The 12,916-nt window shown below is 59.3% G+C and carries 12 protein-coding genes; 4 read left to right on the forward strand and 8 right to left on the reverse strand.

What is annotated here, in order from left to right:
• Positions 1-942, forward strand: a complete 942-nt coding sequence (locus QMK58_RS13115; protein ID WP_320396411.1) for a hypothetical protein — start codon at positions 1-3, stop codon at positions 940-942.
• A gap of 39 nt (positions 943-981) precedes the next feature.
• Positions 982-2,061 carry a putative urea ABC transporter substrate-binding protein gene (locus tag QMK58_RS13120; RefSeq protein ID WP_053160944.1) on the forward strand — a complete coding sequence of 360 codons (1,080 nt, stop codon included), beginning with the start codon at positions 982-984 and terminating at the stop codon, positions 2,059-2,061.
• A 45-nt stretch (positions 2,062-2,106) separates the two neighbouring features.
• On the opposite strand, the gene QMK58_RS13125 is transcribed toward QMK58_RS13120, so the two are convergent.
• The gene (locus tag QMK58_RS13125) at positions 2,107-2,613 is read right to left on the reverse strand and encodes a DoxX family protein (protein WP_320396412.1); all 507 of its coding nucleotides are present in this window, start codon (positions 2,611-2,613) and stop codon (positions 2,107-2,109) included.
• A 329-nt stretch (positions 2,614-2,942) separates the two neighbouring features.
• On the opposite strand from QMK58_RS13125, the gene QMK58_RS13130 reads away from it, so the two are divergent.
• On the forward strand, positions 2,943-4,445 hold the full coding sequence (locus tag QMK58_RS13130; RefSeq protein WP_053160941.1) for an aldehyde dehydrogenase family protein: 1,503 nt from the start codon (positions 2,943-2,945) through the stop codon (positions 4,443-4,445).
• 46 nt (positions 4,446-4,491) lie between these two features.
• Here QMK58_RS13130 and QMK58_RS13135 read toward each other — a convergent pair whose 3' ends face one another.
• Together QMK58_RS13135 and cynS are read right to left on the reverse strand one after the other, a co-directional pair.
• Positions 4,492-5,151 (reverse strand): carbonic anhydrase, encoded by a 660-nt coding sequence (locus QMK58_RS13135; protein ID WP_320396413.1) that lies wholly within the window; start codon positions 5,149-5,151, stop codon positions 4,492-4,494.
• Between the two features lie 64 nt (positions 5,152-5,215).
• Entirely contained in the window at positions 5,216-5,683 is a 468-nt protein-coding gene (gene cynS, locus QMK58_RS13140) for a cyanase (protein WP_320396414.1), read from the reverse strand.
• 123 nt (positions 5,684-5,806) lie between these two features.
• Here cynS and cynR point away from each other — a divergent pair, with 123 nt between their 5' ends.
• Positions 5,807-6,682, forward strand: a complete 876-nt coding sequence (gene cynR, locus QMK58_RS13145) for a transcriptional regulator CynR (protein WP_320396415.1) — start codon at positions 5,807-5,809, stop codon at positions 6,680-6,682.
• A gap of 161 nt (positions 6,683-6,843) precedes the next feature.
• Here cynR and QMK58_RS13150 read toward each other — a convergent pair whose 3' ends face one another.
• From QMK58_RS13150 to QMK58_RS13170, 5 genes are all read right to left on the reverse strand, one after another.
• Complete coding sequence (locus QMK58_RS13150; protein WP_053161360.1) at positions 6,844-7,173, reverse strand: hypothetical protein; 330 nt, start codon at positions 7,171-7,173, stop codon at positions 6,844-6,846.
• Positions 7,174-7,695: 522 nt separating this feature from the next.
• A complete protein-coding gene (locus tag QMK58_RS13155; RefSeq protein ID WP_053160933.1) occupies positions 7,696-8,199 on the reverse strand; it encodes a GNAT family N-acetyltransferase in 504 nt (167 codons plus the stop codon).
• A gap of 52 nt (positions 8,200-8,251) precedes the next feature.
• On the reverse strand, positions 8,252-9,580 hold the full coding sequence (locus QMK58_RS13160) for a TolC family outer membrane protein (RefSeq protein ID WP_320396416.1): 1,329 nt from the start codon (positions 9,578-9,580) through the stop codon (positions 8,252-8,254).
• 1 nt (position 9,581) lies between these two features.
• Positions 9,582-10,913 (reverse strand): HlyD family type I secretion periplasmic adaptor subunit, encoded by a 1,332-nt coding sequence (locus QMK58_RS13165; protein ID WP_053160930.1) that lies wholly within the window; start codon positions 10,911-10,913, stop codon positions 9,582-9,584.
• Between the two features lie 6 nt (positions 10,914-10,919).
• The gene (locus tag QMK58_RS13170) at positions 10,920-12,656 is read right to left on the reverse strand and encodes a type I secretion system permease/ATPase (RefSeq protein ID WP_053160929.1); all 1,737 of its coding nucleotides are present in this window, start codon (positions 12,654-12,656) and stop codon (positions 10,920-10,922) included.
• Positions 12,657-12,916 lie beyond the last annotated feature (260 nt).

Here is a 12,916-nt window from a genome sequence, read left to right on the forward strand (position 1 = left end):
ATGCACCTTCACCAGCTTGTCGAGCAATTCGCACAACAACCACCCCAGGGTGTTCCCGACTGGATGCTCGGTTTCTACAAGCGCCGAGCGATCAGTTTTGCCGACGGCCTGACCGATGTGCAGACCCACGTGTGCTGGTTCCAGAGCCGCAATTTCACCATCGATCTGCGCCTGCCGCTTGAGCATCAACAAGTGCCGGCCAAGCCCTTGTCGGGGTACAGCGCGCAAGAGCTGCAAGTGCTCGCCAATTACGAAGGCTGGGAAGCCTTGTGTTCCTGGGAAGGCGAGACCCTGAGCTGGCACACGGACACGTCCTTGCAGGTGCACAATCGCTGGCCGGAGCCTGGGCTTCTCAAGCGCATCGGTGACTGCATGATCGAGTTCTCACCCAGTGACGCCTACGTCGAAGACTGGCGCTTGCAATCATCGGCACCGGGGGCATTGATCGGCTTGCGACTGCTGCACGAAAAGGAGCTGGGCAGTGGTCGCGTGCACCACCGTGGTGGCGGGCTGATCGTGTGCGGCGATCATGCGGCGCTGGTGCTCGGGCGGGCCGAGGTGCTTGAGTGCGGCCCCCTCGATCTGCGTGAGGCGGTTGCGCGCCATGCCGACGATCTGCAATGGCTCAGTCGTGCCTTCAATTTCGAAACTTCAGTCGCCTGTGGCTCCCTCGCAGAGGGCTTCAATGTGACCCTTTCGACCTGCGCTGCACGCATCGGCCAGCCGTTGATCTCGCTGGAAGGCTTCGAGATTCACCCTGACGGTCAGCACGTTTGCCAGTTGCTTCAGGTCGACGGCGTTGTCCGCGAGCGGTTGTTCGTGATCGACACTCTGGAGCCGCAGGTCAGCTATTCATCCGCCACCGGATTCACCGACCGTGCCGCGCAATGGTACGAGCGCGAATCCCCGACATTGAGCCGCTACACCCGGCCGCTCGTTTGAACCCAATGCGTCACCCCATTCATAACCCGTGAGGTTTCCATGAAGGCATTCTCGTGCGTGTTCTACCGTGTTGCAGTCGTGTTGCTGGCGTTGTCCTGTGTGGCTTTCGGTGCTTCTGCGGCCGAGAAAAAACAGTCGTTCAAGGTGGCCTGGTCGATCTATTCCGGGTGGATGCCGTGGGGCTACGCCAGCGAACACGGGATCATCGACAAATGGGCGAAAAAGTACGGCATCCAGATTGAACTGGTGCAACTCAACGACTACATCGAGTCGATCAACCAGTACGCCGCGGGTGCATTCGATGCCTGCGGTATGACCAACATGGATGCCTTGACCATCCCGAGCGCCAATGGCGTGGACACCACGGGGCTGATTCTGGGCGATTACTCCAATGGCAACGACGCCATCGTCCTGAAGAACGGCAAGACCTTTGCCGACATCAAGGGCCAGCAGGTCAATCTGGTGGAGTTGTCGGTGTCCGACTACCTGATGTCCCGGGCCCTGGACATTCATGGCCTGAGCCAGCGCGATATCAAGATCATGAACACCTCCGATGCTGATGCCGTGGCTTCGTTCTCCACGTCCGGGGTGACAGCGGCAGCATTGTGGAATCCGCAATTGAGCATGGTGATGAAGCAGTCACCGACGGCGGTTCAGGTCTTCACCTCCAAAGAAATACCGGGGGAGATCATTGACATGATGGCGGTGAACACCGAGACGCTGGCGGCCAATCCGGAACTGGGCAAGGCGTTGGTCGGTGCGTGGTTCGAGACCTTGCAATTGATGAGCGGCGACAGCAGGCAGGCCATCGCCGCACGTACTTCGATGGCCGAGCGCTCGGGTACCGACCTTAAAGGCTACGAGGAACAACTCACGCAAACCATGTTGTTCTATACGCCGGGCACCGCGTTCGAGTTCGCCAACTCCGACGCCATCCGCCATACCATGGACAAGGTGCGCACCTTCTCCTTTGCCAAAGGCTTGCTGGGCCAGGCCGCCACCAGCGCCGATGCGGTGGGCATGCAGTTTGCCGACGGCTCGACCCTTGGTGATAAGAACAACATCAAGCTGCGCTTCGATAGCCGCTTCGTGAACATGGCCGTGGCCAACCAGCTCTGAGCGAAGGCGACCATGAGCGTTCGTCTTGAACGCCCATGGCGTGTTTCAGCGATGCCAGAAATAACGAGTCAGCAGCGCATCGAGACTCAGTTTGCCGGGGCCGGAGAACAGCAGCGGCATAAAGGCCACGAGGTAGATCAGTGGCAGTTTGAAGTTGCCGAAACCCTTGTTGCTGATCGCGTAGCCCTGGGCGAGTTCGCTTAAGGTGGACCAGTCGGCTGGCCAGTGCACGGCTGCGGTCGCGACAAGGGTTACGACTATCAGAATGAATGCCGAAATCCGTGTGCCGAGGCCCACCAGAATCGCCAGGGCGCAGATCAGTTCAGCCCACATCGACAACTCCCAGTTCAACGTCGTCGACACGTGGTTGAACGGAAACGGGAAGCGCGACTGAATATCGGCGAACCAATTCTGGCCATTGAATTTTTCCAGGCCCGACTCGAAGAATTCCCAGGCGACGAACACCCGCAAGGCCAGGGGCGCGATCCATTCGCCGACGCGGTCGAGGTTGAGGTGCAGGCCTTTGACGGCCGAGGAGATGGCGGTGTTCATGGGCGATGGTCCCCTTGATTGAGTTGAGCGCCGGGATCGGCTTGGCCAATCGACAGGCGTATTGCATCAACGGGATGTATCTGCGATGTGTCGCCTGGGTGGGGTTTTGAGTGTTTGGAGTGTCACGGGCGGGGCTGTACACACTGTGATACTTCAAGCACCGCTTATCCCCCCGTGGGAGCGAGCCTGCTTCAGATACATCAATGTGGCTGACCCACCGCTATCGCGAGCAGGCTCGCTCCCACAAAGGTCACCCACAAAGGGCAGTGACGCTCTCGCGCAATTGCTATACATTTTCCGGCCGCCCCTCAGCATGGTGATACCGCTTCATGTCTCTTGCGCTCGAACGTCTAATCGCTGGCACGCCGATCCCTTTCGCTGGTAACCGTGTCACGGTGGTCAGCCCCGAACTGGCAGCACGCTTCCAGCCCGGTGACCACTTGTTGGTGGAGCAGGTCAGCGGTGAACTGTTGCTGATTCCGGTGGCCGACCAGCACGCGGCAGCGGTGGCGATCGAACAGGCCGAAGCGGCATTCACGGCAATGTCTGCGGTTTCCGATCAGGCGATCAGCACATTTTTCGACCTGTTTGCCCAGCGCCTGGAAACCCCGGCGTGCTGGACCTTGATCGAGGCCGCAAACCTGGCTGACATCGAGCGGGCCAAGGCCCGTGGGCGTTCGACCACGCGCCTGCTGGCCGATGAGCGCATGCGCCGCGACATGATTGCCGGGCTGCGCGCCTGGCGCGATGCCTCGGCCACACGCGGCAAAGTGGTCAGTTGCGTCGAGCATGACGGCTGGAAAGTCGAGCAAGTGGTTTCGCCGCTGGGCATCGTCGCGTTTGTCTTCGAAGGTCGGCCGAACGTGTTCGCCGACGCTGCCGGCGTATTGCGCACCGGCAACACTGCCGTACTGCGCATTGGCAGCGATGCGTTGGGCACGGCCCAGGCAATCGTCAGCCACGCGCTGAATCCGGCGCTGGCCGATGCCGGTTTGCCCCAGGGCGCGGTATCGCTGGTGGAAAGCGTCAATCATGCCGCCGGTTGGGCGATGTTTGCCGACCGGCGCCTGTCGCTGGCCGTGGCTCGTGGTTCGGGTCGTGCTGTCAGCCAGTTGGGCAGCATCGCGCAGCAGGCGGGCACCGCTGTCAGTTTGCACGGCACCGGTGGTGCCTGGCTGGTCGCCCATGCTGATGCGGATGCCCAGCGCTTCGCCAGCGTGGTGCGCAACTCCCTGGACCGCAAAGTCTGCAACACCCTGAACGTATGCCTGATTCACCGCGACCGTGCCGCTGAGCTGGTGCCGCTGTTTCTCGATGCTTTGCAGCAGGCGGGCAAGGCGCGCGGGCAGGGCTGCAAATTGCACATCGTCGAAGGCAGCGAGCTGTACTTGCCCAGTGATTGGCAAACGGCAACTGTCCAGGTACATCGCGCCGAAGGCTATCAGACTGAAGCATTGGCCGAGCCCCTGCCCGAAGATCAGTTGGGCCGAGAGTGGGAATGGGAAGAAACCCCGGAAGTCAGCCTGAAAATCGTCGATGACCTGGACAGCGCCATCGCCTTGTTCAACCGCTACAGCCCACAATTCACGGTGTCGTTGATCAGCGACAGCGCAGAGTCTCAGGACCGTTTCTACCACGCGGTCAACGCACCCTTTGTCGGCAACGGCATTACCCGCTGGGTTGACGGCCAGTACGCGCTGAACAAACCGGAACTGGGCCTTTCGAATTGGGAAAGCGGGCGACTGTTTGCCCGCAGCGCGATTCTCTCGGGCGATGGCGTGTTCACCATCCGTAGCCGCATGACCCAGGTCGACCTGGACGTCAAACGCTGAAACCCTCCCTCCAGCGACCGCCAGTGTGCGGTCGCTGTCATGTTCGTCATGCGGCCTCAGTCGCTCTACCGTACACGGCGCAAGTCACCGGGTGCTCGGCCAGTGACACGAAGCTGCGGCTGTCGGTGTCCAGTGCGTCGATCGAACCGGTCTCGATGTCGTATACCCAGCCATGCAGGTTCAACAGGCCTTTTTCCTGTGCCAGGCGCACGCTCGGATGGGTCTGGATATTGGCCAGTTGAGCGATGACATTTTCCCGCACCATTGAACTCACCTTGGCTGCTTCATTGGCGTGAGGGCGCGACTCGTTGATCACCTTCGCCGACGCGGTATGTTGCAGCCAGCCGCTGACGGCGGGCAGGTGATCCATGCAGGTGCACTTGGCCACGGCGGTCATGGCACCGCAGTCGGAATGGCCGCAGATCACGATGTCGGTCACGCCGAGCACGGCGACGGCGTATTCAACGGTTGCTGATACACCCCCGGGATGCGGACTGTACGACGGCACGATGTTGCCGGCGTTGCGGATCACAAACAGTTCGCCGGGTTCCTGCTGGGTCAGCAGTTCCGGTACGACGCGGCTGTCGGAGCAGGTGATGAACAAGGTGCCGGGGTGTTGCGTGGTTGCGAGGTGTTTGAACAGGTCGGTGCGTTGTGGAAACGCTTCTGTCTGGAATTTCAAAAAACCTTCGATGAGCGCTTTCATGGGGCTTGCTCCAAATCAACGTGGTGATCGACGGCCCGCACGAACGCTACGGGCCGGCATTCGATCAGAAAGGACGCAGGGGCAGGAACTTGCCGTCGAGGGTGATCACGGCGCGGGAGCCGCCTTCCGGGTCCTCGACTTTTTTCATGTCGAGCTTGAAGTTGATTGCACTGATGATGCCGTCGCCGAACTGCTCATGAACCAGGGCTTTGAGCGTGGTGCCGTAGATCTGGATCATCTCGTAGAAGCGGTAGATGGTCGGGTCTGTCGGCACGCCCGCGAGACTACCGCGCAGCGGGATGATCTGCAGGTAGGCCACGGCGTCAGCATCCAGTTCGAGCTTGTCGCCAACGACCTGGGCGGCATTTTCCGGCAGAGGATGCTGGCCGAGCAGGGCAGCGGTGACATAGGCCAGACTCAGCCCGGTGCCGTCGGTCAGGTCCTGCCAGGACAGATTCTTGCGTGCCTTGGCGTCGAGAATGGAAGTGGTCAGGGCCAGGCTGGTGTCGTTGTAGGCGTGGGACTGTTGCATGGTGAATCTCCTGTCGGACGGGGTGTTGCTTGGGTGTGAAGCCATCTTCTGCCGATACACTCATAGCGTCCAAGATCGATATACAATGCAATATATAAGCATTGCCTATAGATGAGTTTTCCCATGCTGCTTCGCCATTTGCGTTATTTGCTGGCAGTCGCCGACCACGGTGGTTTCACCCGAGCCGCCGAGGCGCTGCACGTGTCCCAGCCGACCCTGTCGCAACAGATCCGCCAACTGGAAGAAACCCTGGGTGTCAGCCTGTTCGACCGTACCTCGCGCATGGTCAAACCCACGGATGCCGGTGAGGCGTACATCGAGTGCGCGCGCCGGGTGTTGGTGGAACTGGAGGCGGGCAAGCGGGCGCTGCATGACGTCAAGGACCTGTCTCGCGGCAGCTTGCGCCTGGCCATGACGCCGACCTTCATGGCCTATCTGGTAGGGCCGCTGGTACGGGACTACACGGCGCGTTATCCGAATATTCATCTGGAGATTTTCGAGTTGTCGATGGACGACATCGAGGCGGGTCTGGCCGATGATTCGCTGGATGTAGCGATTGCATTTGATCAAGTCAGAAACAACGAGATCGAGTCGATTCCGACCTTTACCGAGAACCTGGGATTGATGGTCGGGCGTGATCATCCGATGTATGAACGTCAGGCTGCCTTATCTGTCGATTCGCTGGCGCAACTGGAGTTTGCGTTGCTGACACCGGACTACATCACTCGCACGTGTATTGATGAGTACTTTGCCCAGCGCTACATCGCGCCCAAAGTGGTGATTGAGGTCAATTCGGTCAACACGCTGCTGGAAGTCGTTCGCAGCACGGCCATTGCCACGATCCTTCCGGTCGCCATCGCCCACCGGGACCGTGCACTGCACAGTATTCCCTTGACGGGGGCGCCTCAGCGCGGGGCCGCGTTGCTTCGGCGCAAAAACAACTATCACAGTGCGGCGGCACTGGCGTTTATGGAACTGCTTAGAGGCTTCTCTTTGTAGGCATTGCGATGTGGCGATCCGACTTGCCAGAGAAGAAGTCCGCAGGCTTGATGCAAAGTTCAAGGCCGCCTTCGCCAGCAAGCCGGCTCCTTCCGGTAAGCACGCATTAAAAAGGGCCTGCTCTTTATGGGAGCAGGCCCTTCTGGTGAATCAATCAATAATCAATACAGACGATCAATCACCCGAACTTCGTTCTGGTTCTGCATCGAGGCCCAAGCCTGTTTCAGGGTTTGCAGAACACTCCCGATAAAGTCCTTGTCGGCCGCCGCTTTCTTGCCGACATAACCCTGGCCGCGACGGTACATCTTCAGTCGGGCCAGCAGGTTCTGGTTGTTCTGGTCGAACTCGGCTTCATGGGCATGTGGCGACAGGCAATCGATATGAACCTGGCCCGACTTGCTGATCCAGAGAATATGGTTGTCGTGGCTGTCTTTTTTAGCCGCGAACATACGTGCCAGTTCTTCGATAGTTGGTTGATTGTTCAGATTCATCATATAAACCCCTTGACCAATTGGTGATCTTTCAAAGTTGATTCGCTAATACAGGTAGCCCATCGGTTAGTTGATCCCTGGCACCGAAACCAGGACGTCAGCGTTCGACCGCCTTATCGGGCGGGGTCCTGCGTCTGTTGCATGTAGTCGTGTTGAATAACTGCTACGCAATAGCGTCACAACGAAGAGAAGCGGCGAAACCTGGAAGTCACTGCCGACTTTTTCAGGGTCGGCCACAAGCTTCATGAGGATGGCTCGCCAAGTCTTCTCGCCCTTGTACTGGACGTTCAGGCCAGGTCAGCTTCTTCAATCTGCCTTGTGGGCAGCGTGTATCCGGGGAAAACAGCTCGGCGGTCAGACGAGCTTGCTCAAACGTGTTGCCTGTTCTCCCGATCGGGGAGACGTCTGCATCATGCAAGGGCAAATCGAAGGCGTCAACGGTTTTGTAGTGAATATGTTCAGTCACTACATATTGTCGGACAAAGCTGTTCGGAATTAGAAAACGAGACGTCAACGTGCCGTTCAGGGTGATGGCAGCGAAGACTCAAAGCGATAAAACGTGCAGGGACGCTCATCAACTGTCAGCGCGTGCCGGGTGAAAGGCCCGGCGCAGAGCGTTGGCATCACTGCAGCCCAAAACAGCCGCGCTGGCGGGTTGGCCTCGATATGGAAAATCTGCCATTGACCGGGGAGTCGGCTCAAGAGGGTAGACACGACAAAACGCCCGACACCCTGGCCACGAAAGCGTCGACTGATAAACAGGTAGCCCATGTTGTACCGGGCGCCTTGCAGATGGGTTTCGTCATCCACGGTTACGAAGCCCGCCAGTTCTTTGTTGACCTTGATCAGAAACGCTTGGGTCGTTGGTTTTCGCCAGTAGTCCTGCAGGGGCTGAATATTGAAAAAACCGTTCTCTCCCAGTTTCAGCGGTAGCCATTCGCTAAAGTCGTAGGTGTAGAACTGCATCAGGTTCTCGATGGTTTCAAGTTCATCGCGTTGAGCAGCGTGCAATTCGATTGAAGGCATGGTGAGGGCTCCTGATCAGCAGGCGCGAATGCGCTTGCGGTACAGGATAGTGTCAGTTGGTGACCAGCAGTTCCGGGCCGAGGTAATCGTTGATCTGATTGATATCGTCGTCGCCCAGGCTGCCCACCGAAGACGCCAGGCGCAGGCGCGACATCAAGTAGCGCAACTTGGCCTCGAACAGATCATGGCGCGCCACGAAGAGCAGCTCTTCGGCATTAAGCACGTCCGAGTTGGTGCTGGTGCCGCCTTCTTTGAAACCCTTGCGTGCCGAGGTCAGTGAGCGTTCGTTGGACTCGACGGCTTTCTCCAGCGCGCGAATGCGTTTGGCTCCGCTCTGTACGCCGCGGAATTCACGGTGGGTGCCAGAGATGACTTCCTGTTTCGTTGCGTCGAGTTCGTCCATGGCCTTGCTGCTGTTGGCGCTGGCCTGGCGTGTCAACGCGCTGACGCCGCCGCCGCTGAACAACGGGAAGTTCACTTCCAGCCCGACAGAGCCGTAGTGGTTGCGTTGATTCAACTCGGAGAGTGATTGGCTTTCGCCTGCGGTGTAGCCGGCAATGAAGTCCAGCGTTGGCCAGTGCCCGGCCTTGGCGCGTTGCACTTCCTCTTCGGCAAGATCGTGGCTATGACGGCGCGCATGGATCAGCGGGCTATCGGTCTGGGCTTTGATCAGCCAGTCCTGCACATTGCTCGGCAGCAGGGGTGGTGTGTCGAAACTTGGGCGCAAGGTGGTCAGCGATTCCGGGGGCTCACCGATATATTCCTGCAGCTTGAGCCGCGTATTGACCAGATTGTCCTGCGCTTCAATCAGCTCGGCCTCGGCGAGGTCGCGGCGAGCGACCGACTCGTCAATATCGGTGACGGTGCCGGCACCCAGTTCCATACGCCGCTTAGCCGAGGCGAGTTGCTCTTCGAAGGCACTGAGCTTGGATTTGGCCAGGACAATCGTTTCGCTGGCCAGAAGCACGTCGAAATAGCTTTCGGCCAGGCGCACCGCGGCGTCCTGACTCTTGGCATCGAACACCGCGACACTGTAATCGGCACGTTGTTGACCCTGACGGTACTCGGCCATCTTCTGTTTGTTGAACAGCGGCTGACGCAAGCGCACGTTTGCGCCCTTGGAGTTGTAGTCGAGGTCTTTATCGATACCACTCTGGCGTTGGCTGCCATTGACCTTGTTGTCGTAAGCCGAAGCATTGATCTGCGGCAACAGGCCGGCCACGCCGATGGCGCGATTTTCCCCGCCGGCTTCTTTTTCATGCACCGCGGCCTGGTAGACAGGGCCTTGGTACTGCAACAGATCCCAGGCTTGTTTGAGGTCCATGGCGCTGGCCGGCAGGCTCAGACTCAGAAGGCAGAAGAACAGGCAATGACGGTCCATTTCATTGTTCCTTGAAAGAGCTGTCCACACGTTCGAGCATCGGTTTGAGAAGATAGCTCATCATGTTGCGCTCGCCAGTCTTGATGGTGACGCTGGCGGGCATGCCGGGGCGAATGTGATTGCTGCCAAGCAGATCCATGCCATCGGGCGTGACTTCCACCTGGGCCAGATAGAACGGTTGCTTGCTTTCCTCGTCCAGCAGGCGGTCGGCGGAAATGGTCTTCACGCGGCCGGGGATGTTGGGCGTCTGGGCATGGTTGAACGCCGGGAACGCTATGTCCACGGCGAGGCCAGGGACCATCTTGTCGATGGCTTGTACCGGAATCATTGCGTCGACTTGCAGCGGTTCGTTGACCGGGACGATTTCCATGATCTTGAAACCGGGCTGAATGATCCCGCCGACCGTGGCGATGCTCAGGGAGTGGACCATGCCATCGATCGGCGAGCGAATGACCGTGTGGGAAACTTCATAGTCCAGCGCGCGCAAGCGGTCGGCCAGGGTGGTGTTTTCCTTGGCGGTGTCGGTCAGCTGCGATTCGACCTCCTTGAGGTAATCGTGCTGGCGCTGCAGGATGCGCAGCTTGATTTCGGTGGTCTGGCTGCGCACGCGAGCGATGTTATTGAGATTTTCTGCCTGGCCGGCGGAAAGGTCGGCATTGCTGCGCTCCAGTTCAAGCAGGCGGTTGCGCGGCACATAACCTTCGGCTGCCAGTACGCGGGTGCCTTGCAGTTCCTGATTGAGGAAGTTGATCTGCGAGGCGCGAGCGCCGTAGACCTGTTGCAGGCCCTTGAGCTGCACCGCCGATGCCACGAGGTTTTCCTGCAGGATGCTGATTTCGCCAGCGAGACCGGCGCGCCGGGTGTCCAACAGGCGCTGTTGCAGATCCATGGCGGCTACCAGACGGTGGTCGTCGCCGAAACGCTCGAGCAGCATGGGGTCGTAGTTCACCACAGCGTGGTTATCGCGTTCCGCTTCCAGACGATTTTCCACGGTCTTGCTGACGATGTACTGGGCGCTGACCGCACCTTGTTCAGCCAGTGCGCGCAACGAGTCGAGGCGAACCACCTCCTGACCCTTTTTTACCATGTCACCTTCGCGAACGAGGATAGCCTCCACGGTGCCGCCGCTCAGGTGCTGCACGGCTTTGCGATTGCTGGTGACTTTGACCGTGCCGGTGGCGACTACGCCGGCATCCAGCGGCGCCAGCCAGGACCATAGCAGGAAGCCGCCGAAGCCGGCGATCACCAGCCACACGCCCCATCGCGCAGGTTTGCCGACATCCAGATCGATGACGCTCTTGGGGTCGCTGCGAATCATCTCGGTGTGTTGCATGATCGATCACTCCCGTGTCTTGACGGAGGCCAACGGAGTCGACGCGCCGGCAGGTATCACACTGGCTTTGCGCAGCGCGGCGAACACTTCGTCGCGGGTGCCGAGCATCTGCACGCCGCCGTCACGCAGCATCAGCACTTTGTCGACGGCGCAAAGCACGTTGGGGCGGTGGGAAATCAGAATGACGGTAGCGCCGCGAGCCTTGAGTTCGGCCATTGCGTCGACCAAGGCTTTTTCACCGACGTCGTCGAGGTTGGCGTTCGGTTCATCCAGCACAATCAGATTGGGTTCGCCATACAGTGCGCGGGCCAAGGCGATGCGTTGCTTCTGGCCGCCGGAAAGCGGGCTGCCATCGGCGCTCAGGTGGGTGTCATAACCCTGCGGGAAACGCAGGACCATTTCGTGTACGCCAGTGCTTTTGGCGGCGCGAATGACCGCGTCGCTGTCCACTTCACCAAAGCGTGCGATGTTGTCGGCGATGCTGCCCTCGAACAGCTCCACGTCCTGGGGCAGGTAACCGAGCCAGGGACCCAGTTCAGCCTTGTTCCAGGTGAACATGTCCGCACCGTCCAGGCGCACCTTGCCGGCCTGCGCTGGCCAGACGCCAACCAGCAAACGGGCGAGGGTGGATTTGCCCGAGGCGGAAGGGCCGATCACGCCAAGGCTTTCGCCTGGCACAAGGCTGAAGCTCACGCCGCGCAGAATCGTGTTGTTGGTGCCGGGCGAACCGGCGTACACGTTTTCCACTGCGATCATGCCCATCGGCCGTTGCAGCGACATGCTCGGTGGGCGGCGCGGATTGTCACGCAGCATCTCATTGAGCCGGCCCCAGGCCGAACGGCAGCCAAGCAGTTGCTTCCATGATGCGATGACCTGTTCCACCGGTCCCAAAGCACGACCGGTGAGGATCGAGCAGGCAATCATCATCCCCGGGGTGATCTTGCCTTCAATCGCCAGCAGCGCACCGGCGCCGAGAATCAGCGACTGCAAGGTGATCCGCACGAAGCGCCCGGTGCTGCTGATCACGGCGGCGCGGTCGGAGGCCAGGGTCTGCATTTCCAGAATGCGCAAATGGCTGTGGTACCAGCGCTTGCTGATTGACGGCAGCATGCCCATGGCCTCGATGACCTCGGCGTTGCGCAAGTTGTTGTTGGCATATTGGGCGGAGGAGAGGGCGGCCTGATTGGCTTCGGCCAGGGGTTTTTGCGTCGCCTTTTCGGTGAGATAAGCCAAACCCATGAGAATCAGCGAGCCGATCAGGGTGAGCAAGCCGAGCAGCGGGTGGATCATATAAGCAACCAGCAGGTAGATTGGCGTCCACGGCGCGTCGAAGAAAGCGAACAGGGAGTTGCCGGTGAGGAACTGGCGTACCTGCGCGAGATCTTGCAGAGCCTGGGCCGGGTTACCTCCGGCGCGATTCAGGTTGCGCTCGAATGCGGCAGTGAAGACGCGACGGTTGAGGTCCATGTCGAGGCAGTTGCCGACCCGGATCAGCAGGCGGGTGCGGATCATTTCCAGGGTGGACATCAGCAGGAACAGGCCGATCACCAGCACCGTCAGCATCGTCAATGTTGTGACGTTTCGACTGACCAATGCCCGATCATAGACCTGAAGCATGTACACGGCTGGCGTCAACATCATGACGTTTATGACGCCGCTGAAGCCTGCCAGGGAGTAAAAACTGTGACGCAGGCGAAAGAGCGCGTCAGCCAGTTCAGAGCGGGTGCTCGGCGGCTTTTGCATTTGGGGGCCTCCCTCTTCGAAAGCCAATTGCATGACGGTGCAACGGCTAAAAGTCTAACTAATTCAGTAGGTAGCTATTCAATGCGCAGGCGGGTCGCTCTGTTGGCGAGGCTCCAATCACTGCTTTGCTCCCACAATCGCAGCGTAGGTGGCGTTGTAACAGTCTGAAATATCTTTTCGCTCTATAGCTACTTCAGTCTTTCTATATATCTTTTTAAAACAGCTATTTATGGATCCTATTTGCCGGTCGTCCGTTTTAA

Origin of the sequence: Pseudomonas sp. P8_241 (assembly GCF_034008315.1) — a bacterium.
Classification (GTDB): domain Bacteria; phylum Pseudomonadota; class Gammaproteobacteria; order Pseudomonadales; family Pseudomonadaceae; genus Aquipseudomonas.

Excerpts from the sequence above, each read along its gene's own strand:
- QMK58_RS13170 (WP_053160929.1), bottom strand. The coding sequence starts at position 12,656 with ATGCAAAAGCCGCCGAGCACCCGCTCTGAACTGGCTGACGCGCTCTTT.
- QMK58_RS13155 (WP_053160933.1), bottom strand. The coding sequence starts at position 8,199 with ATGCCTTCAATCGAATTGCACGCTGCTCAACGCGATGAACTTGAAACC.
- cynR (WP_320396415.1), top strand. The coding sequence starts at position 5,807 with ATGCTGCTTCGCCATTTGCGTTATTTGCTGGCAGTCGCCGACCACGGT.
- QMK58_RS13125 (WP_320396412.1), bottom strand. The coding sequence starts at position 2,613 with ATGAACACCGCCATCTCCTCGGCCGTCAAAGGCCTGCACCTCAACCTC.
- QMK58_RS13150 (WP_053161360.1), bottom strand. The coding sequence starts at position 7,173 with ATGAATCTGAACAATCAACCAACTATCGAAGAACTGGCACGTATGTTC.
- QMK58_RS13115 (WP_320396411.1), top strand. The coding sequence starts at position 1 with ATGCACCTTCACCAGCTTGTCGAGCAATTCGCACAACAACCACCCCAG.
- QMK58_RS13135 (WP_320396413.1), bottom strand. The coding sequence starts at position 5,151 with ATGAAAGCGCTCATCGAAGGTTTTTTGAAATTCCAGACAGAAGCGTTT.
- QMK58_RS13120 (WP_053160944.1), top strand. The coding sequence starts at position 982 with ATGAAGGCATTCTCGTGCGTGTTCTACCGTGTTGCAGTCGTGTTGCTG.
- QMK58_RS13160 (WP_320396416.1), bottom strand. The coding sequence starts at position 9,580 with ATGGACCGTCATTGCCTGTTCTTCTGCCTTCTGAGTCTGAGCCTGCCG.
- QMK58_RS13165 (WP_053160930.1), bottom strand. The coding sequence starts at position 10,913 with ATGCAACACACCGAGATGATTCGCAGCGACCCCAAGAGCGTCATCGAT.
- QMK58_RS13130 (WP_053160941.1), top strand. The coding sequence starts at position 2,943 with ATGTCTCTTGCGCTCGAACGTCTAATCGCTGGCACGCCGATCCCTTTC.
- cynS (WP_320396414.1), bottom strand. The coding sequence starts at position 5,683 with ATGCAACAGTCCCACGCCTACAACGACACCAGCCTGGCCCTGACCACT.